The organism is Pseudomonas viridiflava, from assembly GCF_900602065.1.
Lineage (GTDB): Bacteria > Pseudomonadota > Gammaproteobacteria > Pseudomonadales > Pseudomonadaceae > Aquipseudomonas.
The window spans coordinates 75,152-98,039 of sequence record NZ_UWFN01000200.1 but is presented as its reverse complement, the minus strand read 5'-3'; the positions used below and the strand labels follow the sequence as shown (position 1 = coordinate 98,039).

Here is a 22,888-nt window from a genome sequence, read left to right as displayed (position 1 = left end):
ATGCATTTCCATGGAGGTAACACCCGATGAAATGGTTTTACGATCTGAAGATCGCCACAAAGTTGATCGCGTCATTTCTCACGGTGCTCGCCCTCACCGCAGTTATGGGCGTGTTTTCCATCATCCAGTTGGGCCAGGTGAACGACACCGCCAGCGATATTCGCGACAACTGGATGCCGTCCATGCGTGCAGCATCTGCCATGCGCTTCTACGCCGCGAATTATCGCATCAAGGAAAACCGTCATGTGGCGGCACAGTCCATCGATGACAAGAATGCGATTGCGCTGGAGGCAACTGCCGAAAGAAAGCAGTTCGAAACTCGCCTGGACACCTACGAGAAACTGCTGAGCACCGATGAGAATCGCCGCCTCTTCACCGTCACAAAAAATGACTGGGCGAGTTACCTCGCAGTCAGCAAAGACCTGCAGTCCCTTTCCAACCAGAGCCGCGAAGATGAAGCGCGTGCGATGCTCGCTGGCGAGTCCAAGCGCCAGTTCGATCTGGTCACCGGCGACCTGCAAAAAATGGTTGAGTACAACGATGCCGGTGCGGAGGCTGCCAGTCTGCGCGGTGATGCGCTGTACGACAGTGCGCGGGTCTCCATCATCGGCGTCTTGATCGCTGCGCTGGTCATCGGCCTGGGTCTGGCATTGTTCATCTCGCGGATCATTTCCCGCCCATTGAAAGAAGCGGCTTCGGTTGCCGAGCAGTTGGCCGAAGGCAACCTGAACGTGCGCATTGAAGCCGGATCGAAAGACGAAACCGGCATGGTCATCAATGCCATGCAAAACATGGTGGGCAAGCTTTCGCACATCATCGGTGAAGTGCGCAACGCGGCAGACAATCTGGCCAGCGCCTCCGAAGAAGTCAGCGCTACCGCTCAGTCCATGAGCCAGGCGACCAGCGAGCAAGCCGCCAGCGTTGAAGAAACCAGCGCCTCCATCGAACAGATGAGTGCCAGCATCAACCAGAACACCGAGAACGCCAAAGTCACCGACGGCATGGCCAGCAAGGCCGCCAAGGAAGCCACCGACGGTGGTGAATCCGTACAGCAGACCGTTGTGGCCATGAAAAAGATCGCCCAGCGCATCAGCATCATCGATGACATCGCTTACCAGACCAACCTGTTGGCACTCAACGCCGCCATCGAAGCCGCACGTGCGGGCGAACACGGCAAGGGCTTCGCTGTCGTCGCTGCTGAAGTGCGCAAGCTGGCAGAGCGCAGCCAGGTGGCCGCGCAGGAAATTGGCGAACTGTCTTCCAGCAGTGTCGACATGGCAGAAAAAGCCGGCAACCTGCTCAACGAAATGGTGCCATCAATCAACAAGACCTCGGACCTGGTGCAGGAAATCAGCGCGGCCTCCGAAGAACAGGCCGCCGGTGTCGCGCAGATCAATACTGCGATGACCCAGCTCAACTCGGTTACGCAACAGAACGCATCGAGCAGCGAAGAACTCGCCGCCACAGCCGAGGAAATGAGTAGCCAGGCCGAACAACTGCAACAGGCCATGAGCTTCTTCACTCTGGACGCTGCGCCGAAAGCCGCTAATCAGCCTGCAAAGTTTGACAGCAACTCAGGCACGTCAAGCCGCAAGCCGTCTCGCCCTGCCCCGCAAGCGCAACAGAAATCGTTTGCGTACAACATGGCAAGCACTCCGGATGAATCCGAATTCACTCGATTCTGAGCGGATCCACCCACTCGCTTGCCTTGAAAGGAGACAGACATGGGCGCAATCGCTACCACGCGACAAAACGTGACGGTCGTTGAGGAACAGGAGCAGTACCTGACGTTCATGCTCGGCACCGAGATGTTCGCCATCGGCATCCTTGGCATCAAGGAAATCATCGAGTACGGCAATCTCACTGTCGTACCGATGATGCCGGCCTTCGTCCGCGGGGTGATCAACCTGCGCGGCGCGGTGGTTCCGGTAGTGGACCTGTCGGCGCGCTTTGGCCGCCCCAACTCGACGATTACCCGTCGCAGTTGCGTGGTCATCATCGAAGCCAATACAGCGGACGGCCAGTCACAGGACATCGGCCTGCTGGTGGACACAGTGTCAGCGGTGATGGACATCCCCGCTTCGCAAATCGAGCCACCACCGAGCTTCGGTGCAAAGATCCGTGCTGACTTCATCAGCGGAATGGCCAAGGTCGATGGCAAGTTCGTCATCGTTCTGGAAGTTGATCAGGTGCTGTCCATCGACGAAATGTCGAGTCTGGCGGCAGTCGATCAAATTCCGGCTATAGACACCGAACAGCGCTGATCAGGGACGAGCAGATATCGTGAACGGAACAATGCTCAACGACAGGGAATTCAGCCAGTTTCAGTCCTGGTTGTACGGGGCCGCAGGCATCAGCCTGTCGCCTGCCAAAAAGGCACTGGTCGCGGGTCGCTTGTTCAAGCGACTCAAGCACTATGGGCTGGAAAGCTACGGCGAGTACTTCAAGCTGATCATGAGCGGCCAGCGCAGCGACGAACTGCAAGTTGCGCTGGACTTGCTCACCACCAACGAAACGTACTTTTTTCGTGAACCCAAGCACTTCGATTTTCTGCGCCAGAACGTTTTGCCCAAAGCGACCCCGGGCAAGACTTTTCGCGTGTGGAGTGCGGCCAGTTCGTCGGGCGAGGAGCCATATAGTCTGGCGATGACCCTGGCCGAAAGCCTGGGCACCACGCCATGGGAAATCATTGGTTCGGACATCAGCAGCCAGGTACTGGCCAAGGCCCGCGCCGGGCATTACCCTATGGAGCGCGCCACCAACCTGCCAGTACCTTTGCTTCACAAGTACTGCCTCAAAGGCATCGGTAATCAGCACGGTACGTTCCTGGTAGACCGAGGGTTGCGCAACCGGGTCAACTTTATTCAGGTCAATCTAAATGAGGCTCTGCCGGAACTCGGCGAATTCGACGTGATCTTTCTTCGTAACGTGATGATTTATTTTGACCAGGAGACCAAGATCAAGGTTGTAGCCCGTTTGCTCCCGCGCCTCAAGCCCGGCGGGTATTTCATTGTCAGCCACTCCGAAAGCCTCAACGGCGTCAGCGATGCATTGAAACTGGTAGCACCCTCGATCTATCGCAAGCCATGAACACCACCGTCGACGAAGTCTTTCTGGCGCCAGGTGACTTTCACTTCGCGACAAGCCCAACCCGCATTCGCACGATCCTTGGGTCCTGCGTGGGTATCACCCTTTGGCATCCGGTGCGCAAGATTGGGGCCATGTGCCACTTCATGCTGCCTAGCCGAAACCGCAGGTGTGGTGAACTCAACGGGAAGTACGGCGACGAAGCGATCGAGCTGTTCATCGAGCACGCCAAAGCACACCGTACTGCGCCAGAAGACTATCAACTCAAGCTGTTCGGTGGCGGCGAAATGTTTCCTCACCACAAGCGTGGCGTGCATTACAGCGACGTTGCGCGGATGAATATTCGTGCGGCGCTGGAGCTTGCCGACAGCTATGACCTGGACCTGATTGCACAGGACATGGGCAGCACAGGCTATCGTAATGTGATCTTCGACCTGTGCAACGGACACGTATGGGTCAGGCACAAACCAATAAGGACAAGCACGGAACATGGCGACGAAAAAAATAAGCGTACTGCTGGTCGATGACTCTGCGGTAGTTCGTCAGGTCCTGCTGGGTATCCTTAACGACACACCTGACATCCATGTGATGGGTGCAGCCTCCGATCCGATCTTCGCCATGGATAAACTGGCCAAAGAATGGCCGGACGTGATCGTGCTCGACGTGGAAATGCCGCGCATGGACGGCATTACTTTTCTGAAGAAAATCATGAGCGAGCGCCCTACTCCGGTAGTGATCTGTTCGTCACTGACCCAGAAAGGCGCGGAAACCAGCCTGCAGGCCATGTCGGCCGGTGCCGTGGAGGTCATCACCAAACCAACCACTGGCCTGAAGAACTTTCTGCTGGAGTCCGCCGCAGAACTGGTCGGGGCCATTCGCGCCGCCGCCAACGCAAACGTCAGAAACCTGGGCAGACGCGCAGCCCCCGCTCCGGTGCTGACGCCGGCAACGCGCCTGAGCGCCGATGCGATTCTGCCTGCTGCACAGGGTCATGCCATGGCCCAGACTACCGAGCGAATCGTCGCACTGGGCACTTCCACAGGTGGCACCCAGGCGCTTGAAGCAGTGCTGACCGCCTTGCCTCGGGTGTGTCCCGGCATCGTCATCGTCCAGCACATGCCGGAGAAATTTACCGCATCCTTCGCAGAACGCCTTAACGGGCTGTCGCAGATCGAGGTCCGCGAGGCGAAAAACAACGACCGCATCCTGCCAGGCCTTGCCCTGATTGCACCGGGCGGCAAGCACATGATGGTCACCCGCAGCGGCGCGTTTTATCACGTGCAAGTAGTGGATGGCCCACTCGTAAACCGGCATCGCCCCTCAGTCGACGTACTGTTTCGCTCAGTGGCCAAATTTGCCGGCAAGAACGCCACCGGCATCATCATGACCGGCATGGGAGACGATGGCGCCAGGGGCCTCAAGGAAATGCTCGACGCGGGCAGTTCCACGGTGGCCCAGGACGAAGCCTCATGCGTGGTGTTCGGCATGCCCAAGGAAGCGATCAAACTGAATGCCGCGCAGCGCATCATGCCTCTGCACGACATCCAGCATGCGATTCTGCACAAATAGCGTTTTTCTAATGCCTTGATGTGGTTTTGCAGCTTGCTCTGTGAGGCGCGGTCTACGATGCTGTTGGCAGACTGTCAGGCCGCCCTACGCCGCCTCGGGTCGTCACGGGAGAACAACAAATGAAAACCGTTGCACAACTGCTCAAGCTCAAGGCGTCGTCCAATCAGCAGGTCCACACCATCTCCCCGCACCAGATGGTGCTCGATGCCCTCAGGCTCATGGCCGAGAAAAACATCGGCGCCTTGCCGGTGGTGGACAACGGCAAACTGGTAGGCGTCGTCAGTGAACGCGACTACGCGCGCAAGATGGTCCTGCAAGGCCGCTCCTCGGTGGGCACCCCGGTCAGCGCGATCATGAGCAACAAGGTGATCACCGTCGACTCCCTGCAAAGCGTAGAGACCTGCATGGGCATCATGACCGACAGCCACCTGCGCCACCTGCCGGTCGTGGAAGAGGGTCAACTGCTGGGGCTGCTGTCCATCGGCGACCTGGTCAAAGAGGCCATCGCCGAGCAAGCCAGCCTGATCGAACAGCTGGAGCAGTACATTCGCGGGGATTGATTGGTTCAACCACCAACAGCGAGGCGAGGAAGTACCTGTAGCTCACGAGCAACGCGAGTCTGATTTGGAACGCTTTTTACCTGTAGGAGCGCGCTTGCCCGCGATTGCGTCAGTGCAGACGATACATTCATCGACTGACAGACCGAATCGCGGGCAAGCGCGCTCCTACAGGTCACGGGGCTGTCTGCTGAGTCCTACACCAACTTGAAATGATTGCGCAACGCGGCGATATGCTCCGGCCCGATGCCGCAACAGCCACCGATCACCGAAGCGCCCTGCTCTACCCAGGTATTCGCCCACTGGGCATACGCGTCAGGTCCCAGGTCTTCGCGGATGTCGTGCAAGGTGTCGTTCGCGCCTTCTTCTTCAACTTCCATCACCGGAAACGCATTGGCATACACGCCCAACTCGATCTGCGCTGAGGCTGCCTCAATCACTTCACGCGCAGCCGCCAGCGCGGCGGCCATGACTTCCGGCTGACTGCAGTTGAACAGCACCGCACGGGCACCCAACTCGATGGCGACCGCCGCCGCTTCAGCAACCGTTTCGCCGGAGCGCAAACGAGGGCCATGGTCTTGACCATCTTCAAGGGTAAACGACAGCCACAACGGCTTCTCGTCCTTGCCTAGCGCTTCACGTACCGCGCGCACTTCCGCGATCGAGCTCTGGGTTTCAGCCAGCCACACGTCGACACTGGCCTTCAGCCCCTCAATCAACAGGCGATGAATCGCGACGGACTGATCGTGATCGAACAGATCCGGGCGATAGGAACCCAGAGCAGGCGGCAACGAACCGGCGACCTGAACTGGCTGCAAAGCCTCTACTGCAGCCTTGCGCGCAAGCTCGCCCGCCAATTCGGAGAGCGCCGGAGCAGCGGCTTTAAAGCGTTCTTCACCCAGGTGGAACGGCACCAGCGCATAGCTGTTGGTGGTGATAATCCGCGCCCCGGCGTTGATAAAGGCCTGATGTGCCTGGAAGACAAATTCCGGTGCTTCAATCAGCGCCAACGCCGACCACTCAGGCTGACGAAATGGCGCACCGATACGCATGAGCTCCCGCCCCATGCCGCCGTCGAGCAGGCGTAGAGGGACTGTTTTATGGGTTGCAGACATGGGAACTCCTGAAACTGGACGCCCGTCACGAGCATGCACATAACGGGTAAATGAGTGGGAAACGTCGACAGTCTATAAACCCGAAACCCTGGCTTATAACCAAAGCACAGGGATATAGATCAATTAATAATTAAGGACATTTTTAATATCGCGTTTAAATATATACCAATTATTTGTATTCGATCTATTCGGTGATGTGATGAATTTACGTGCTGTTTTGCCTTTGAGTCTTGCCCTGCTGTCCGTCTGCTCTACCGCAATGGCGGGTGCGACGCTGGATAAAATCAATAAAAAAGGTGAAATGGTCGGTGTGATGATGGAGAACTACCCACCGTTTTCTTTCCTCAATGAGCAAAACCAGCTGGATGGCTTTGACGTTGACGTGGCAAAAGCCGTCGCCGACAAGCTGGGCGTGAAACTGCAACTGGCAACGCCATCCTGGGACGTTATCGCCGCAGGCCACTGGGGTAACCGTTATGACGTATGCATCTGCTCGATGACACCGAGCCAGGCCCGTGCTCAGGTGTTCAACTTTCCGGTTGAGTACTATCAGTCGCCAGCGGTCATTGTGGTCAACGCCAAGAACGACGCGATCAAGTCCGCCAAAGACCTTTCCGGCAAAAAAGTCGGCGTTATCAGCGCTTCGACCTACGAGGCTTACCTGAACAAGGATCTGGTGATTGAAGGGGCTGAAGACAAGCCGATCAGCTACCCGTTTGACGCTGTGCAAGCCGCTCCGTACGACAACGAAACCGTGGCTTTCCAGGACTTGGCACTGGGCGCAGGTGTGCGTCTCGACGCCATGGTCACCAACCTGATCACAGCACATGAGCGCATCAATCAGGATCCACGCTTCAAGATCGCTGGCGACACGCTTTACGCCGAACCCAATGTCATCGCGACCGAAAAAGGCGATGCTGAATGGGACGCGAAGCTCACCCAAGTCATTGCCGAACTCAAGGCCGATGGCACGTTGGGCAAGATCTCCCAGAAATGGATCGGCTCTGACATTACCCAATGAGCCAGCATCAACCTGCCCCGCCGGACCTGAACGCCGGATCTTCGCGTCTGCTGCGAATGTTCGGCTTTAAAACGCGCTTGTATCTCACCTGGATGGTGATGCTGGGTCTGTGCATCGCGTTTTTCATGAGCTTCGACCTGAAGTTCTCGATCATTGCCGCGAAATGGGAATATCTGGTCGGGCTGCATCTGGCGCCAAACGGCTTCCTGCAAGGCGCGGCGCTGACCCTTTTCCTGTGTTTCTGCTCGATATGGCTGTCGCTGATACTGGGCTTCGCCACGGCGCTGGCGCGCTTGTCCAACAGTGCAGTAGCGTTTGGTATCGCCAGTTTTTACGCGTCGTTCTTCCGTGGCACGCCGCTGCTGATCCAGATTCTGTTGATCTACCTCGGTCTGCCGCAACTGGGCGTGGTGCCGGGCGCGATCAGCGCGGGCATCATTGCCCTGTCTCTGAACTACGGCGCATACCTCAGCGAGATCTTTCGGGCGGGGATCATCGGTGTTTCACCTGGGCAACGCGAAGCCGCAGCGGCGCTGGGCATGCGTCCGACTGTGGTGTTCTGGCAAATCACCCTGCCGCAAGCGATGCGCACGATCATTCCACCGACCACCAGCCAGTTCATTTCGATGCTCAAGGATTCCTCCCTGATCTCGGTAATGGGGGTCTGGGAAGTGATGTTCCTTGCCCAGTCTTATGGCCGGTCTTCCTACCGCTATATCGAAATGCTGACCACTGCGGCACTGATCTACTGGCTGCTGTCCATTGGACTGGAGTTGATTCAGGCACGCCTGGAGCGACACTACGGCAAGGCTTACAAGAACCAGCGCTGACTTGATCAGCTATCGGGGTGCTCTCGACACTGGCGGTGGACCGATGCGATAGGCGCAGCTAACCTGTCGCCCTTGCTTCCCCGCCTGTAGAGACTGAAATGACGATCAACCTGGACACCGTATTCGAACGCCACGGCACCGACAGCAAGAAGTGGAGTCTGTACCCCGCCGACGTGCTGCCCATGTGGGTCGCGGACATGGACTTCCCGGTTGCCGAGCCGATCATTCAGGCGCTGCAGAAACGACTCGCGCATCCGCTGCTCGGCTACGGCGTGGCCCAGGACAACCTGCGCCAGACAGTGATTGACTACCTCTGGGAGCGTTACAGCTGGCGTGTTCAGCCTCAAGAATTGGTGTTTCTACCCGGTGTCGAGCCCGGCTTCAACATGGCGCTCAACGCACTGGTTCCGGCCAACTCGGGCGTCGTCCTGCAAACGCCGAATTATTCACCACTGTCTCACGCACCGAATCACTGGCAGCAACCGCGCATCGAACTGCCGTTCAAGGCCGACGCCCATGGCGAGTACCACACGGATATCGCAGCGCTGAACAGCAAACTGGCGAATGCAGGCGCCTTGTTACTGAGCAATCCGCACAACCCGCTCGGCAAGGTATTCAGCGGCGAAGAATTGCACCTGATCGGTGAAGCATGCGTACAGCACGACGTACTGATCATTTCAGACGACATCCATGCTGACATTCTCTTCGACGGCCGTCGGCACATCCCCATTGCCTCTCTGAGCCCACAGATTGCCCAGCGCACCGTCACCCTGATGTCGGCCAGCAAGGCCTACAACATTGCCGGACTGAAGACCGCCTTTGCCGTGATTCAGGACGAGTCTCTGCGCAAACGCTTCAACGCTGGTCGCCTGGGGCTGGTCGACAGTGTCAACGTGCTGGGCCTGGAAGCCACCCGTGCGGCGTACAGCGAGTGCGCGGACTGGTTAAGCCAGGTCAATGCCTACTTGCAAGCCAACCGCGACTATCTCGCGCAAGCGGTGAAATCCCGCCTGCCCGGCGTCGTCATGCACCTGCCACAAAGCACCTACCTCGCCTGGCTGGACTGTTCCGCGCTGGGCCTGGATGACCCACAGCAATTCTTCCTCGAACACGCCAAGGTCGGGCTCAGTGCCGGAGTGGAATTTGGTGACGATTGCCAGCAGTTCGTGCGGCTGAACTTTGGCTGCCCACGAGTACTGCTGGAAGAAGGCTTGGCGCGGATGGAGCGCAGTTTGCGGGATCGCTGAGGCGTCGGCGCTGATATAAATACGTAACCTGTGGGAGCGGTGCTTGCCCGCGATAAGGCTGGACGCAATCTAGAGCGAACCGTGTCCAGCCTTATCGCGGGCAAGCACCGCTCCCACAGGTACCAACACCTCAAATTTCGGGCCGTTACAAGCCCTTCTGCCAGGCACAAAAAAGCCCGGCTAGCCGGGCTGTTGCTATTCAGGCTTCGCAATCAATAACGCTGATACTGCGAGCCGAATTCTTTGCGGTTTTCTGCAACCACTACTTTCTTGTCCAGATTGACTTCAACGCGGTCGAAGGTCTTGTTACCGGCACCGGCAACACGGACTTCCGGGGTTGCGGTGGTAGCGCGATCAGCAACCTGAGTGGTCGCAGCCACTGCCTGAATGGGCGATGTGCTGGCGAAAGCGCTGGTTGCGGTCAGAATCGAAAGGGCAAAGCTCAAAGCGATAGTGCGTTTCATGATGTGGCTCCAATAGTTGTTTCGAAGTGATGGGGCCAATCTAAATTCACAACCGCCTTATGAAAAACCACCCTTACAGATACTGATTATCAGCCCCGCTGATGCTGAAGCGCGAGGCCTCTGCCTCGCGCTTCCCCAGCAACTACGGAGTTTAACTACCTTGAGCCGGTCACTCTGGCTTGCGCAACAGAACCCGTGTAACACGTCGCTCTTCGACACCCACAACGGTCATGTCCCAGCCTTCCCAGTCGAGTTTGTCGCCAATCCTCGGCAAGCGATCCAGCAGGCTCATCACCAAACCCGCGAGGGTCTGATAGTCCTCAGTCGCATGGGCCTGAAACCCGACCCGCTCACGCACCTGGCTCAGGTTAAGACCTCCGGAAACAATGAAACCGTCTTCCTCGGCGACCACATCCGGACCTTCTATTTCACTGGCGTCCGGCAACTCACCGGCGATGGACTCCAGAATGTCGGTCATGGTCAACAAGCCGATAAAGTCGCCGAACTCGTTGATCACAAAAGCGATGTGCGTCGACTCCTTGCGCATCTGCTCCAGGGCATTAAGGATCGTGAAGCTTTCCAGCAAGTTAATTGCTTTACGCGCCATGAACTCCAGGTTCGGCTCATTGCCGGCCAGCAGCTCCTTGAGCAACTCCTTCTTGTGCACGAAGCCCAAGGGCTCATCCACGCGGCCTTCGCGAATCAGTGGCAGGCGCGAATAGGATGAATGCATCAGCTTGGTACGCACCGTTTCCGGGTCGTCCGACACGTCGATCAGATCCACCTCGGCTCTCGGTGTCATGGCCGAACGAATCGGACGCTCGGCCAGTTGCAGCACACCACTGATCATCACCCGCTCACGACGATGGAACACCGCCTCGGTCTGCTCACCCTCAAGCATGTCGGCGATTTCTTCGCCCACCTCATCGGCGTCCAGCTTGCGACCACCCAACAGGCGCAGCACCGCGTGAGCCGTGCGCTCACGCATAGGCCGCGCACCGTGCAAGGACTTCTTGCGACGCTTGCGAGCGACCTGGTTGAACAGTTCGATCAGAATCGAGAAGCCAATTGCCGCGTACAGGTAACCCTTCGGAATATGGAAGCCCAGGCCTTCGGCGGTCAGGCTGAAGCCGATCATCATCAGGAAGCCCAGACACAGCATGATCACGGTCGGGTGCGAGTTGACGAACTTGGTGAGAGGTTTGCTGGCGATGATCATCAGGCCGATGGAGAAGATCACGGCAATCATCATCACGGCCAAGTGCTCGACCATGCCCACGGCGGTAATCACCGCATCCAGAGAAAACACGGCGTCCAGCACCACGATTTGCGCAACGATTGGCCAGAATCTGGCGTACGTGCTGTTGCTGGTGCGTTCGGCAACATGGCCTTCGAGTCGCTCGTGCAATTCCATGGTGGCCTTGAACAACAGGAACACACCACCAAACAACATGATCAGGTCTCGCCCCGAGAAGCTGTGGTCGAACAGTTCGAACAGCGGCGCGGTCAGGGTCACCATCCAGGAAATGCTCGCCAGCAAGCCAAGGCGCATGATCAACGCCAGCGACAGGCCGATGACCCGCGCCTTGTCACGCTGCTCGGGAGGCAGCTTGTCAGCGAGAATCGCGATGAACACCAGGTTATCGATGCCCAACACCAGTTCCAGAACGATCAGAGTGAGCAGGCCAAGCCAGGCCGTGGGATCAGCTATCCATTCCATAGAACTATTGAATCTCTCGCAGACGGGATTTGACGGACGTTGGTGAGCCTGCCGGACGTAAAAACACGTCGGCCGCAAAGGACACACTAGACGGATTATCGAAGGGGGTATTCAGACGAGCTGATCCTGAGGAGGAAGCGGGATCGAAGCTCAAGTTAAAGGCAAAGCAACCGGGAGGTTCCTGTACGGTGTTCATACAATCCTGAGATTTATTACGGGCTGTGATCCTACAACGGAAAAGTCACTTTCCTACTCACGAAAAGTATTACAAAGCTTGACATCAATTTGCCGTCGCCGCCCTCCGCAACCTGATCCAACGGACAATCTGTTTGAACTTACTGCGTCTGCGCGTGCCCCTTCTATACGTGCCGGGCATACCGCCGGGCGATTCTGGAGGCTATCTCATGCCAGATGCACAGGGCAAAATCCGTTACGCAGTGGTTGCCGGAGGCTGGATTTCTCAAGGGGCGTTCATGCCCGGCGTCGATCAGACTGATAACTCGGTGATGACTGCACTGGTCACTGGCGACCCGATCAAAGCCGACAAACTGGCCGAGCTTTACGACCTGAAAAGCTATCACTACGACGAATTCGACACCTTGCTCAAATCGGGTGAAATCGACGCTATCTACCTGGCCACGCCTAACTTTCGTCATCGAGAGTTCGCCGTACCGGCACTGGAAGCCGGCATCCATGTGCTGCTTGAGAAGCCCATGGCAACCAGCGAAGAGGATTGCATCGCGATCACCGAAGCCGCCAAGCGCTCGGGCTCCAAGCTGATGATTGCTTACCGCCTGCATTTCGAGCCGGGCACCGTGGAGATGATCAACCGGGTCCGCGCCGGTGAAATCGGCGATCCGAGGTTGTTCACTGCCACCTTTGCGCAGACCACAGACCCGAAGAATCACCGTATGCAAAGCGGCTACTGGGCAGGTCCGGCGGCAGACATGGGTCCGTATCCGATCAACGCCGTACGTAACCTGTTCGATGCAGAACCCCTTGAAGTGCATGCCGTAGCGATCCACACACCGGGGCGTGAGATCAATACGCCGGATACCGTCAGCGTCACGCTGCGTTTTCCTGAAGAACGACTGGCGCAGTTCACCGTCAGTTACAGCCTGCCCGCCACTGAGCGTTATCAGTTGATCGGTACCAAAGGCGAGTTCGAAGCTTCACCGTGTTTTGGTTTTGGCGAAGGCGTTGCAATCAGTTACCGCGCCATCATTGGCGACGAGACGAAAGAGCACGAGCATCCGGTCGTTGATCAGTTTGGTGGTGAAACCCAGTACTTCTCCGATTGCATCCTCCAGGACCGCGAACCAGAGCCTGACGGCGATGAAGGCTGGCGCGATGTACGAGTGCTGGCAGCGATCGAACGCAGCCTTGAAACCGGTCAGACGCAGAAACTCGAACCCTTGCCGAATCGTCCAGGCATCAGCATTGAACAGGCTCGCCGTTTGCCACTCGCCAAAGTGCCGAAGTACATCAACACCGATGAGCCTAATGAGTAGCGGCTCGAACAGACACAGAATCTTCGTCTGCAGCAAACGCTGCACCGCCACACAGCGCTAACCGGTAGGAGCGAACTTGTTCGCGAGGCGTCTGGCCGCATTTACCGCGTCAAACACTCGCCAACAAGTTGCCTCCTACCTGATAAGCGTCAGGGCTGAATACCTCTTCCCCGCTGGAGACTTTCCCGTGGGGGTACTTTCTAAAGTTTCCATGTCAACGGCCGCTACAAAGTAGATACAAAACTAACTAAGCCAGCATGGAAGCGTTATGACCTCTATCTCGTTAGTCACTGCCAATTCCCCGCTCACGCCCAGTCTGACTGCCACGACAGTGCCGGTGACCGCCGAAAATACTGCCCCGACACTCGCCAATTCGCCGGCGTCCGTGGTCATGCTCGGTGTGGACTCCAAGGTTGCCGATGCCGCCGTCTATTCAATCCGTGGCGGGCTGTCCAATACGGCGCCGGTGTACACCCTGGAGCAGGATGTGCGCGACGCCGTGACTGTGGCGATGACGGGCAACATGTCGACTTCCGCGACCGCCGGGCGTTTTCAGGGGCTGGGCGCGGCCTTGCTGGAACAATTGGCAAAAGGCGGCGCAAGCTCAATCTCGCAGTCGCTGGTCAAATCAGCCGCGGGCGACGTGAAAGACGCCAGCGCGATTAAATCCGCTCAGGCGCAACTACACGGCAACGCGGATAACACCTTCACGCTGACCCTGAAAACCACCAGCGGCGCGACCATCACGCTGAACCTGAGCAGTCAGGATGACGGTGTCGCGGTCAGTGCTGATGTCACCGGCGGTGAGCTCAATGATTCCGAACTTGAGGCGCTGGCGTCTCTGGCAGGTTCGTTTCAGGGGGCCATTGATGGCATGACTGCAGGCAAGCCACGCCTGAACCTGGGCGACCTCGCTCAGCTTGATCCGAATATGTTTTCCTCGATCGAGCTCAGCGCACGCCTGAAAGTCGGCGAGGATCAATACCAGACACTCAGCTTCAAGGCTGATGAGCAAGCCAAATCAGTCGACATGAGCGGGCCAACCGGCAATGTTCAACTGAGCGTCAAAAACAACAGTGCCATCCTTGGCAACGCGCAACAGCAAGCAAAGGCAGTGCAAAGCTACCTTGAACAATTTGATGCAGCGCAAAGCCGTGGCGAAGGTGACGAGGACCTGATGGCGCTGTTCAAAGATGCGTTCTCGTCACTGCAGAGCACGACCAAGAGTCTCAGCGGCACAGCGAGTTCCAATCTGAACAGCATTGATCGCTCGATGCTCACAGGGCTTGCCGATTTCAGCGCCTCGCTGACGCAGACCAGCCTGTACCTCAACCCGGTGCGCCCTGGCGAGGTGGACAAGTTCTCGTATCAGGCTTCACAAACGACGCAGAGCAAAGGCACCTCAAGCACAGACAGGTCTGTCGAGCAGAGCCAGACGTCCAGCCTCAGCGCTTCCTATCACAAGAGTCTCAGTCCCGGAACTGAGCTGGCGCTGACCAGAGACTCGAAGTCGCAGAATTATTATTTCTACCAGGTTGAAGACAAAGCCAGCAGCACTACTCGCATTGGCTACGACAAAGGCAAACTGGTCGAGGCCAGCTCTACCCAGAACGTCAGCCAGTCCACGACCCGTTTGAAGTATGAAGAAGGCAAATTGGTCGATACGACGACTACGCCGAGAGAAGTTTCCAAGTCTCGCAACCTGCTGGGCATGATCGAGGACGCGCTGCGCAAAGACCGCGACTCACGGATGACAACCGGCCTGTCAACGCTTGAAGACGACCTGATGGCCGTCCATGCCAAAGTACTGCTGCAAACCAATCCTTCGTCGGTAGCCGACTGATAATAAGGCCGCGAGCAAGGCTCACTCCTGCGGGAGTGAGCCTTGTATTCCTGACACTGCGTTGCCTCGGCTCGTAAGTTCTTATCAAAAACTCAACTATCTGATTTGGAATGCTTTTACTGTAGGAGCGAGCTTGCTCGCGATAGTGTCGAATCAGACGATAATTTCTCAACCGGTGTACCGCTATCGCGAGCAAGCTCACTCCTACAGGCCCTACGTTTCCTGCGCGACAACGTGATTCAGAAAGGCAATCTCGGCATGTTCGGGAAGTCAGGCATCACGGAACAGGTCGTGAGCATCCAGCAATCGATAGGCAATTTCAGGATTTTTTTCCAGGCCCCGGCGAATCGCCGCCGGGATCGATTGCCGGGTCTTGCGGCATAAGCCTGGCAGCTCATCGATATCAATCGCGATACCGCGCATGGTCCGTACCTCGTTAAACCCCGGCACCACCTCCACGCGAATACCTAACTGCTCATAAAGCAGGCGCTGCATTTTTTGCAGATCCGCAAGGCTTTGCAGATTCTCCAGGCGCTCCAGCAAACGCTTCTCCTCCTGACGGGTCAACGCCAGAATCCGCGTGTCCTGTTCCTGCAACCGTTCACGCCCGCAATTGCAGGCGCCCGGTGGGCAGGGTTGACGTATTGGCAGAGGGGTAGTCATGGCTGAAGCATAACGAGGCTTGGCCTGACTTTGCCATCGTGACCGGATCGACTGATGGTTTTTTCAGGGACGATTATCTTCAAACTCCCTGCTGAGCAAGTCTCTGAACGCGGGCAGCACAGGATTTTCGTTATCGTTGCGGGAAATCATGTGCAGATCAGCATTCAGACTCGCATCGCGCAAAGGCCGAAAGGCCACTGCACCACTGTGCAGCTGCTGCGCGGAAGCCGGAACAATCGACAACCCCAACCCTGCCTGGACCATGCTGACGATGGTGTGAGTCTGGCCCAGATGATAGGTGTAGTGCGGAGTAACGCCGCTCATGGCAAACAACCCGACGATGCAATCGTAAAAGTAACGCCCCTCGTCCGGGGCATACATCACAAACGGCTGAAGATGCAGGTCAGCCACAGCAATGGATGCCTGCGCTGTCATCGGATGGTCGGCGGGCAAGACCACCAGTAACGGCTCCCGATACACCAGTTGCGCGGCGAAGACTTCACGCTCTCTGACCTGGCGCACCAGGCCGATGTCGATCAGGTTCGCCGACAACGCGTCCAGTTGGGCATCAGAGACCATCTCTTTAAGGACAAACTCGACTTCGGGCATCTCAATTGCAGCCTTGGCCAACAACTGCGGCACCAGGCTGTAGGCACTGACGCCGGTGAACCCCAGTGTCAGCCTGCCCACCTCACCAGAGGCCAGACGCCGGGCGGAATTTCCCGCCTGCTCGGAGAACGCAAGGATGTGCCGGGCATCGCGCAGAAACCCTCGTCCTGCGGACGTCAGCTTGACGCCGCGGTTGTTGCGCTCAAGCAGCACAATGCCCAGCGAACGCTCAAGCAGCTGGATCTGACGGCTCAGCGGCGGTTGCGTCATATGCAGCCGAGTGGCGGCCCGCCCGAAGTGCAGCTCCTCTGCAGCGGCCACAAAACACCGCAACTGATGTAATTCCACGATTCAAAATCCGCATCAACCTATCCAGCATCTATGTTAGACGTATATCCACCAACACTCCTACTATCGGGGAAAGATTCCGTCATATCTTTTAACAAAAATAAAACGTCCCTACAGGAGACGCCCCATGCTTTCGAAATCCATCCCTCTGGATCAGGTCGAGGCGCAAGCCCGGGTTGGTCGCCATCGCTTCCTGATTCTGGCCCTGATCTTCATTGTTACCGTGATCAACTACGCCGACCGCGCCACCATGTCGATCGCCGGCACCGGGGTAGTCAAGGACCTGGGACTGGATCCGATGATGCTCGGTGTGATCTTTTCCGCATTTGCGTGGGCTTACGCCCTGGGCCAGGTCCCTGGCGGCTGGTTGCTCGACCGCTTTGGTGCGCGCCGCGTCTATGGCTGCAGCCTGGTGTTGTGGTCAGTGTTCACCATGTTGCAGGGTACCGTCGGCTGGTTTGGCTTGATGGGTGCTTCGGCGGCCATCAGCCTGTTCGCCATGCGCTTCATGCTCGGTCTGGTTGAATCGCCCGCCTTCCCTGCCAATAACCGTATTGTTTCCTGCTGGTTCCCGACCAGCGAACGCGGCACGGCATCGGCACTGTTCAACTCGGCCCAATACATGGCAGTCGTGCTGTTCACCCCGTTGATGGCCTGGCTGACCCATGCCTGGGGTTGGGAGCACGTATTCCTGTGGATGGGTGGCCTGGGCCTGTTGCTGAGCGTGGTGTGGTTCGCTTTTTACCGCGAACCGCACAGCGACAAGAACCTCAGCCCTCGGGAGCTGGAATACATGCGCGAGGGCGGCGCACTGGTGGACCTGGAGCTGACCCGCACAACCAAGAAACCCAAGGCCAAACTCAGCGAAATCAAGCAATTGTTCACCAGCCGTACCTTGTGGTCGATCTATCTGGGCCAGTACTGCATTACCGCCCTCACCTACTTCTTCATCACCTGGTTCCCGATCTACCTGATCAAGGGACGCGGCATGACCATCATGGAAGCCGGCTGGGTGGCAGCGCTTCCCGCCATCTGCGGTTTCTCCGGCGGTGTTCTGGGCGGGATGCTCTCGGACTTGCTGATTCGTCGCGGCGTACACCCGTCCATCGCGCGCAAGACACCGTTTATCATCGGCATGGCCATGTCGACGATCCTTGTTTCGGCCAACTTCCTCGACGCCAACTGGATGGTCATCACCGTCATGGCCATCGCCTTCTTCGGCAAAGGTCTGGCGGCAGTCGGCTGGGCGGTGCTGTCCGATACCGCACCGAAAAACATGGTCGGCCTCAGTGGCGGCGTCTTCAACGGCATCGGCAACATCGCCGGGATCATCACCCCGCTGGTGATTGGCTACATCGTTGCGGTGACCGGCTCGTTCAATATTGCCCTGTGGTTTGTCGCGGCCCATGGTGTGCTGGGCATTCTGTCCTACGGCTTGCTGGCGGGCCGGTTCGAGCGGGTGGTGATTGAGGAAAAGGCTGCGGTTTAAACCCCAAAACCCTCTGATTGAAATGCAGTTTCATGTGGGAGCCGGGCTTGCCCGGCTCCCACATAAGCCACTCCAGGTTAATCACCCAACGACTCTTCAAGAAACGCCACCAACGCCTGCAAACGCGCTGTACGGTTTTTCCGGGAGCGAACCAGCAGGCAGATGGGGGCGCTGTCAAATTCCCAATCCGGCAAGACCCGCACCAGCGCCCCGCTCGCCAGCGCATCGTTGATATCCCATTGGGAGCGTAAAACCAGCCCCAGGTCCTGCTCCGCCCAACGCCGGGCGACGCTACCGTCATTACTGAGCATCGCTGGCTCGATACGCAGTGTCCGCCGCACTGCCTGTCTGCGCAGTTGCCACAGGGTGACGTCTTCTTCGTTTTCGCGAATACAAATACACCGATGCCGTAATAAATCCTCTGGGCATTCGGGCGTTCCATGTTGCTCAAGGTAAGCCGGGCTCGCGCACAGCCAGCGCTGGTTGGCTGCGAGAGTACGTGCAATCCACGAACTGTCGCTGACGCCACCGATATGGATCACTGCGTCGCAGTCGTGACGGTCCGGCCAGGGCGTTTCGCGCAAATCCAGGTGGACCTTCAGCTCCGGGTGTAATTTGGCGAAACGGGCTAACAAAGGCGCGATACGCAAACGCCCGTAACCAAACGGCGCCGCCAGCCTCAACGTGCCGCGCAGTTGATCATCGGACTGCTTGAAGTCCTCAGGCAGCGCTTCCAACTGCTCCAGTAGCAGTGCGCTTTGCCGGGCGAAGCGCTCGCCTTCGGCTGTCAGGCTTAACCGTCGGGCAGTCCGGTTTGCGAGGCTGATCCCCAGTAACCCTTCCAGCTTGCGCAAACGCATGGACAACGCAGGTGGAGAGACATTCAGGCTTCGGGCCGCTGCGCTGAGGGATTCAGAACGGGCAAGGGTCACCGCCAGACGCAAATCTTCGATGGCAATCATTCAATTCAACTTAATGATAAATGTCAGAGCATTTAACCACAGGCTTACGACAGCGACGTAAATTGACAGCATGCACCTGTCATCAAGAGCCAAGACCATGCCGACCTTACAAACCCTGGACACCCCCGCCGCCGTCATCGACATCCCTCGTATGCATCACAACATTCGGCGTATGCAACAGCGAATGGACGCCTTAGGCGTTCGACTGCGCCCGCATGTCAAAACCAGCAAATGCCTGGCGGTCATCGACGCCCAGCGCTCGGCTGGCGCTCAAGGCATCACCGTCTCGACCTTGAAAGAAGCGGCTCATTGTTTCGCACATGGCATCGACGACATTCTTTACGGAGTGGCAATGGCGCCGGGGAAACTGCAGCAGGCGCTGGACCTGCGGATCAGCGGTTGTCGCTTGAGTATCGTGACCGACAGCCTGGTGGGCGCCCACGCAATCGTCAGCTTTGGCAAAGCGCATGGCCATTGCTTCGAGGTCTGGATCGAAATCGACAGCGACGGTCATCGCTCCGGCTTGAAAGTCGAGGACCCGACCCTGCTGCAGGTCACGCAAACCTTGCACGAGGGCGGCATGCAACTGCGCGGCGTCATGACCCATGCAGGGTCAAGCTACGAACTCGATGACCCGCAAGCATTGCAGGCCATGGCTGAACAGGAGCGCCTGGCCTGTGTGCGGGGCGCAGAGAAAATACGTGCTGAAGGATGGCCTTGCCCTGAGGTCAGCATCGGCTCGACGCCCACGGCATTTTCAGCTGCCAGCCTTGAAGGCGTGACGGAAGTCCGTGCGGGGGTTTATGTATTTTTTGATCTGGTGATGCTCAACGTCGGCGTTTGTCAGCCCGATGAACTGGCCCTGAGCATACTCACCACGGTGATTGGTCATCAGGTGGAAAAAGGCTGGATCATTACCGATGCGGGATGGATGGCCATGAGCCGGGATCGAGGCACGCAGAAGCAGAAACACGATTTCGGTTATGGACAGGTTTGTACCGAAGCCGGTGAGTGGATTGAGGGTGCCGTATTCGAAGGTGCCAATCAGGAGCACGGGGTAATCAGCACCTCGGTAGCCGACATCACCGAACGCTATCCGATCGGCAGCCGCCTGCGCATCCTGCCCAACCATGCATGCGCGACAGGCGCGCAGTTCCCGGAGTATCAGGCGGTTGATGCCGAGGGTCAGGTGCGGGTTTGGGGACGGTTGTATGGGTGGTGATATGTGTTCAGCGTTTCCGGACATTGCTGCGTGGGCCCGCCGCCACCGGCGATCATGGCAATATCGAATTCCGGCCGACGTGGTTTAACGGGGCGCCTAAGATCAAAATCCAAAGCCGATCAAAGGCGGTATCAGGATCGCCTCGGGCCGGTAAGTGCTGCCCCGGAGTCCATGGCACCACGCGGTCCGCGGTAAACATTGGCCCCGTGGGACCGGATTCATCAGGGAAGAGGCCAGTACATCCGCCACATCATCGTCACCTGGAATGCAGCCCTCCCGGATGAATCCGGTCCCACAGGTTCTGCGCCGATCACGAGGTATCTGACACACCGCTTCGCAGCCTTCGGCAGCTCCTACAGCAGCCCGGCGAGTTCAAACAATCAGGTCGGTTCTAGTCTTACGCCCCTGCACCGGATACCCCGGATCGGTATACCCGTGAGTCGACGTATGCCCCGGCACCACCAGGCTATCCACCAGCTTCTCATCGTCAGGCCCCAATTCGAGGCTTAGCGCATCCAGATAACTGTCCCACTGCGCCTCGGTACGTGGCCCGGCAATGGCAGCACTGACCAGCCTGTTCTTCAACACCCAGGCAAGCGCGAATGCAATAGACGTCGTGCCGCGCTCAGCCGCATGTTCGGCAATCGTCCGGGCGATTTTCAGTGACTCAGGGCGCCACTCGGTCTGCTGCAGTCGCTTGTCGCCACGCCCGGCACGGGAGTCCGCGGGCACTGCTGCATCCACCCCGTACTTGCCACTCAACACACCGCGGGCGAGCGGGCTGTAAGACACGACACCCAGACCGTATTGCTCAGCCGCCGGTAGTTGCTCAACCTCAGCGCTGCGATCAACGATGTTATACAACGGCTCACTCGCCACCGGACGTTCAATGCCCAATTGATCGGCGATGCGCACCACTTCCGCAATACGCCACCCATGAAAGTTGGAGACCCCGTAGTAACGGATCTTGCCCTGCCGAATCAGATCGCCGACTGCGCGAATCCCCTCTTCCATCGGCGCATCCGTCAGCGCACGGTGGAAGTAGAGAACGTCGATGTAGTCCGTGCCCAGCCGCTTCAGACTCGCCTCGACCGCCTGCATGATCCACTTGCGCGACTGCCCCTGCTGGTTCGGCCCTTGATGATCGGGGGTCGGGTAACCGAACTTGGTGGCAAGCACCCAGTCATCGCGTTGCGCCGCAATGGCTCGACCGACTACTTCTTCCGATCGACCAGCATGGTAGGCATCGGCGGTATCGAGGAAATTCACGCCTTGGTCGAAGGCCTTGTCAATGATTCGCCGTGAGGTGGGCTCATCCGTTTCGCCGCCAAACATCATGGCGCCCAGGCACAAGGGCGATACTTTCAGAGCGCTGCGGCCCAGATAACGGTGATCCATAAGGTCCTCTCGAAATGGCTGAATAAACGTCAACCCATCCTAGGGACCTGCGAATTATTGAGTAAGACCAGAAATCAAGATGCACTTATGAACAAGGTTCATGTATTCAATCGCAGCGCATCCACGACCAGCGCCAATGCACGGGAGGATTGACGGCGGCTGGCATAGAACAGATGCAGGCCGGGAAAGGTCGGAAACCACTCCTCCAGCACCCAGTTCAGGCGACCTGCATCGACATGCGGCTGTGCCAGTTCCTGCGGAATGTAGGCCAGCCCGCCGCCATCAAGTGCGGCCTGAAGAATCTGGTAAACCCCGTTGAATGTCAGTTGCCCGTCCACGCGGATCTGCAGCTCGTTTGTGCCGTTGGCCAACTCCCAGGCATAACAGCCGCCATGGGTCGGCAGCCGCAGGTTGATGCAGTTATGTAGATGCAGGTCTTCGGGTTTCAGCGGTGCCGCGCGGTGCTCAAGGTAGGACGGCGCGCCGACGATGGCCATGCGCATGTCCGGCGCGATGCGCACGGCAATCATGTCCTTGGCGACCTGATCCCCCAAGCGCACGCCGATGTCATAACGCTGCGCGACGATGTCAGTCAGGCCATAGTCAGTCACGATTTCGATTTTGAGATCGGGGTACTCCGGGAGGATTTTTTTCAGCCTTGGCCAGAGCACCGTGTTTGCGGTGTGATCGGTTGCCGTGATGCGAATGGTGCCTCGCGGTTTGTCACTCAGGCCAATGACCTCATCCAGATCCGCGTCGATCTCTTCGAAACGCGGCGCAAGGCTTTCGAACAGCCTCTCGCCAGCCTCAGTCGGCGACACGCTGCGAGTGGTGCGCGTCAGCAACCTCACGCCCAGACGGGTTTCCAATGAGCGAATGGTATGGCTCAACGCCGATTGCGAAACCCCAAGCTGAGCGGCGGCTCGCGTGAAGCTTCTTTCCCGCGCCACGGCGATGAACGCCAGCAAATCGTTATAACCATCCCGCGCCATTCATGAACCCTCTTCATACAGTGGGGCGATTAAACCACCCAGCGCTTAATACTCCACGCTGTTTGTTTTCAAAATGTATCGAAGGACGCCCCCCGTAATCAGTGTGAAACACCCGGTTTTAAAGGCCTGACGCACATTGATGAGCTGGGCTCAGGTGTGTATTGCGCTCTGCGTGCATAGTCCGTGGGCCGTCAGGGCACTACCGTCACCTCCAGACACTGATCAGGCGTGGATTCATGAA

General features: G+C 57.8%; 21 protein-coding genes. 13 read left to right on the top strand and 8 right to left on the bottom strand.

Translation table 11 applies throughout. The features are described 5' to 3' along the window. Nucleotides 1-26: 26 nt before the first annotated feature. From EE949_RS10990 to EE949_RS10965, 6 genes are all read left to right on the top strand, one after another. Nucleotides 27-1,685: a methyl-accepting chemotaxis protein gene (locus EE949_RS10990; RefSeq protein ID WP_122664300.1), complete on the top strand. Its 1,659-nt coding sequence runs from the start codon at nt 27-29 to the stop codon at nt 1,683-1,685. Between the two features lie 39 nt (nt 1,686-1,724). After that, entirely contained in the window at nt 1,725-2,264 is a 540-nt protein-coding gene (locus tag EE949_RS10985) for a chemotaxis protein CheW (RefSeq protein ID WP_122664299.1), read from the top strand. Between the two features lie 31 nt (nt 2,265-2,295). Next, nucleotides 2,296-3,090, top strand: a complete 795-nt coding sequence (locus tag EE949_RS10980; RefSeq protein ID WP_122664298.1) for a CheR family methyltransferase — start codon at nt 2,296-2,298, stop codon at nt 3,088-3,090. Then, nucleotides 3,087-3,614: a chemoreceptor glutamine deamidase CheD gene (gene cheD, locus EE949_RS10975; RefSeq protein ID WP_122664297.1), complete on the top strand. Its 528-nt coding sequence runs from the start codon at nt 3,087-3,089 to the stop codon at nt 3,612-3,614. Before EE949_RS10980 ends, cheD begins: the two co-directional genes overlap by 4 nt. Continuing rightward, nucleotides 3,577-4,656, top strand: a complete 1,080-nt coding sequence (locus tag EE949_RS10970; RefSeq protein WP_122664296.1) for a protein-glutamate methylesterase/protein-glutamine glutaminase — start codon at nt 3,577-3,579, stop codon at nt 4,654-4,656. The genes cheD and EE949_RS10970 overlap by 38 nt, the downstream gene beginning before the upstream one ends. 119 nt (nt 4,657-4,775) lie before the next feature. Continuing rightward, nucleotides 4,776-5,216 (top strand): CBS domain-containing protein, encoded by a 441-nt coding sequence (locus tag EE949_RS10965; RefSeq protein ID WP_122664295.1) that lies wholly within the window; start codon nt 4,776-4,778, stop codon nt 5,214-5,216. 194 nt (nt 5,217-5,410) lie between these two features. Here EE949_RS10965 and EE949_RS10960 read toward each other — a convergent pair whose 3' ends face one another. Then, the gene (locus EE949_RS10960; protein ID WP_205505098.1) at nt 5,411-6,328 is read right to left on the bottom strand and encodes a homocysteine S-methyltransferase family protein; all 918 of its coding nucleotides are present in this window, start codon (nt 6,326-6,328) and stop codon (nt 5,411-5,413) included. Nucleotides 6,329-6,527: 199 nt separating this feature from the next. Between EE949_RS10960 and EE949_RS10955 the strand changes: the two genes are divergently transcribed. The 3 genes from EE949_RS10955 (at nt 6,528) to EE949_RS10945 (ending at nt 9,426) form a co-directional block, all read left to right on the top strand. Next, entirely contained in the window at nt 6,528-7,349 is an 822-nt protein-coding gene (locus EE949_RS10955; RefSeq protein ID WP_122664294.1) for a transporter substrate-binding domain-containing protein, read from the top strand. Next, a complete protein-coding gene (locus EE949_RS10950; protein WP_122664293.1) occupies nt 7,346-8,179 on the top strand; it encodes an amino acid ABC transporter permease in 834 nt (277 codons plus the stop codon). The genes EE949_RS10955 and EE949_RS10950 overlap by 4 nt, the downstream gene beginning before the upstream one ends. Nucleotides 8,180-8,277: 98 nt before the next feature. Next, entirely contained in the window at nt 8,278-9,426 is a 1,149-nt protein-coding gene (locus EE949_RS10945; RefSeq protein WP_122664292.1) for a MalY/PatB family protein, read from the top strand. A 212-nt stretch (nt 9,427-9,638) separates the two neighbouring features. Here the strand turns inward: EE949_RS10945 and EE949_RS10940 are convergent, their stop codons facing one another. Further along, a complete protein-coding gene (locus tag EE949_RS10940) occupies nt 9,639-9,890 on the bottom strand; it encodes a hypothetical protein (RefSeq protein WP_122664291.1) in 252 nt (83 codons plus the stop codon). Between the two features lie 169 nt (nt 9,891-10,059). Beyond that, nucleotides 10,060-11,610: a TerC family protein gene (locus EE949_RS10935; RefSeq protein ID WP_122664290.1), complete on the bottom strand. Its 1,551-nt coding sequence runs from the start codon at nt 11,608-11,610 to the stop codon at nt 10,060-10,062. A gap of 404 nt (nt 11,611-12,014) precedes the next feature. Between EE949_RS10935 and EE949_RS10930 the strand changes: the two genes are divergently transcribed. Continuing rightward, nucleotides 12,015-13,121: a Gfo/Idh/MocA family protein gene (locus EE949_RS10930; RefSeq protein WP_122664289.1), complete on the top strand. Its 1,107-nt coding sequence runs from the start codon at nt 12,015-12,017 to the stop codon at nt 13,119-13,121. A 268-nt stretch (nt 13,122-13,389) separates the two neighbouring features. Next, on the top strand, nt 13,390-14,964 hold the full coding sequence (locus tag EE949_RS10925; RefSeq protein ID WP_122664288.1) for a lactate dehydrogenase: 1,575 nt from the start codon (nt 13,390-13,392) through the stop codon (nt 14,962-14,964). A gap of 270 nt (nt 14,965-15,234) precedes the next feature. On the opposite strand, the gene EE949_RS10920 is transcribed toward EE949_RS10925, so the two are convergent. Continuing rightward, complete coding sequence (locus EE949_RS10920; protein WP_162874602.1) at nt 15,235-15,627, bottom strand: FHIPEP family type III secretion protein; 393 nt, start codon at nt 15,625-15,627, stop codon at nt 15,235-15,237. 63 nt (nt 15,628-15,690) lie between these two features. Next, nucleotides 15,691-16,584, bottom strand: coding sequence for a LysR family transcriptional regulator (locus tag EE949_RS10915; protein ID WP_240350642.1), 894 nt, complete (start codon nt 16,582-16,584; stop codon nt 15,691-15,693). 127 nt (nt 16,585-16,711) lie between these two features. Here EE949_RS10915 and EE949_RS10910 point away from each other — a divergent pair, with 127 nt between their 5' ends. Further along, nucleotides 16,712-18,073, top strand: coding sequence for an MFS transporter (locus EE949_RS10910; RefSeq protein WP_122664286.1), 1,362 nt, complete (start codon nt 16,712-16,714; stop codon nt 18,071-18,073). A 77-nt stretch (nt 18,074-18,150) separates the two neighbouring features. Here EE949_RS10910 and EE949_RS10905 read toward each other — a convergent pair whose 3' ends face one another. Continuing rightward, nucleotides 18,151-19,035 carry a LysR family transcriptional regulator gene (locus tag EE949_RS10905; RefSeq protein ID WP_122664285.1) on the bottom strand — a complete coding sequence of 295 codons (885 nt, stop codon included), beginning with the start codon at nt 19,033-19,035 and terminating at the stop codon, nt 18,151-18,153. A 97-nt stretch (nt 19,036-19,132) separates the two neighbouring features. Here EE949_RS10905 and EE949_RS10900 point away from each other — a divergent pair, with 97 nt between their 5' ends. After that, the gene (locus EE949_RS10900; protein ID WP_122664284.1) at nt 19,133-20,257 is read left to right on the top strand and encodes a DSD1 family PLP-dependent enzyme; all 1,125 of its coding nucleotides are present in this window, start codon (nt 19,133-19,135) and stop codon (nt 20,255-20,257) included. A gap of 372 nt (nt 20,258-20,629) precedes the next feature. Here EE949_RS10900 and EE949_RS10895 read toward each other — a convergent pair whose 3' ends face one another. Then, nucleotides 20,630-21,655: an aldo/keto reductase gene (locus EE949_RS10895; RefSeq protein WP_122664283.1), complete on the bottom strand. Its 1,026-nt coding sequence runs from the start codon at nt 21,653-21,655 to the stop codon at nt 20,630-20,632. A gap of 98 nt (nt 21,656-21,753) precedes the next feature. Continuing rightward, nucleotides 21,754-22,647, bottom strand: coding sequence for a LysR family transcriptional regulator (locus EE949_RS10890; RefSeq protein WP_122664282.1), 894 nt, complete (start codon nt 22,645-22,647; stop codon nt 21,754-21,756). Nucleotides 22,648-22,888: the final 241 nt, after the last annotated feature.

Coding starts and splice junctions, on each gene's coding strand:
- EE949_RS10900 (WP_122664284.1), top strand. CDS start 19,133: ATGCCGACCTTACAAACCCTGGACACCCCCGCCGCCGTCATCGACATC.
- EE949_RS10970 (WP_122664296.1), top strand. CDS start 3,577: ATGGCGACGAAAAAAATAAGCGTACTGCTGGTCGATGACTCTGCGGTA.
- EE949_RS10990 (WP_122664300.1), top strand. CDS start 27: ATGAAATGGTTTTACGATCTGAAGATCGCCACAAAGTTGATCGCGTCA.
- EE949_RS10905 (WP_122664285.1), bottom strand. CDS start 19,035: ATGATTGCCATCGAAGATTTGCGTCTGGCGGTGACCCTTGCCCGTTCT.
- EE949_RS10910 (WP_122664286.1), top strand. CDS start 16,712: ATGCTTTCGAAATCCATCCCTCTGGATCAGGTCGAGGCGCAAGCCCGG.
- EE949_RS10920 (WP_162874602.1), bottom strand. CDS start 15,627: ATGACTACCCCTCTGCCAATACGTCAACCCTGCCCACCGGGCGCCTGC.
- EE949_RS10940 (WP_122664291.1), bottom strand. CDS start 9,890: ATGAAACGCACTATCGCTTTGAGCTTTGCCCTTTCGATTCTGACCGCA.
- EE949_RS10985 (WP_122664299.1), top strand. CDS start 1,725: ATGGGCGCAATCGCTACCACGCGACAAAACGTGACGGTCGTTGAGGAA.
- EE949_RS10960 (WP_205505098.1), bottom strand. CDS start 6,328: ATGTCTGCAACCCATAAAACAGTCCCTCTACGCCTGCTCGACGGCGGC.
- EE949_RS10980 (WP_122664298.1), top strand. CDS start 2,296: ATGCTCAACGACAGGGAATTCAGCCAGTTTCAGTCCTGGTTGTACGGG.
- EE949_RS10935 (WP_122664290.1), bottom strand. CDS start 11,610: ATGGAATGGATAGCTGATCCCACGGCCTGGCTTGGCCTGCTCACTCTG.
- EE949_RS10955 (WP_122664294.1), top strand. CDS start 6,528: ATGAATTTACGTGCTGTTTTGCCTTTGAGTCTTGCCCTGCTGTCCGTC.
- cheD (WP_122664297.1), top strand. CDS start 3,087: ATGAACACCACCGTCGACGAAGTCTTTCTGGCGCCAGGTGACTTTCAC.
- EE949_RS10890 (WP_122664282.1), bottom strand. CDS start 22,647: ATGGCGCGGGATGGTTATAACGATTTGCTGGCGTTCATCGCCGTGGCG.
- EE949_RS10895 (WP_122664283.1), bottom strand. CDS start 21,655: ATGGATCACCGTTATCTGGGCCGCAGCGCTCTGAAAGTATCGCCCTTG.
- EE949_RS10950 (WP_122664293.1), top strand. CDS start 7,346: ATGAGCCAGCATCAACCTGCCCCGCCGGACCTGAACGCCGGATCTTCG.
- EE949_RS10930 (WP_122664289.1), top strand. CDS start 12,015: ATGCCAGATGCACAGGGCAAAATCCGTTACGCAGTGGTTGCCGGAGGC.
- EE949_RS10925 (WP_122664288.1), top strand. CDS start 13,390: ATGACCTCTATCTCGTTAGTCACTGCCAATTCCCCGCTCACGCCCAGT.
- EE949_RS10965 (WP_122664295.1), top strand. CDS start 4,776: ATGAAAACCGTTGCACAACTGCTCAAGCTCAAGGCGTCGTCCAATCAG.
- EE949_RS10945 (WP_122664292.1), top strand. CDS start 8,278: ATGACGATCAACCTGGACACCGTATTCGAACGCCACGGCACCGACAGC.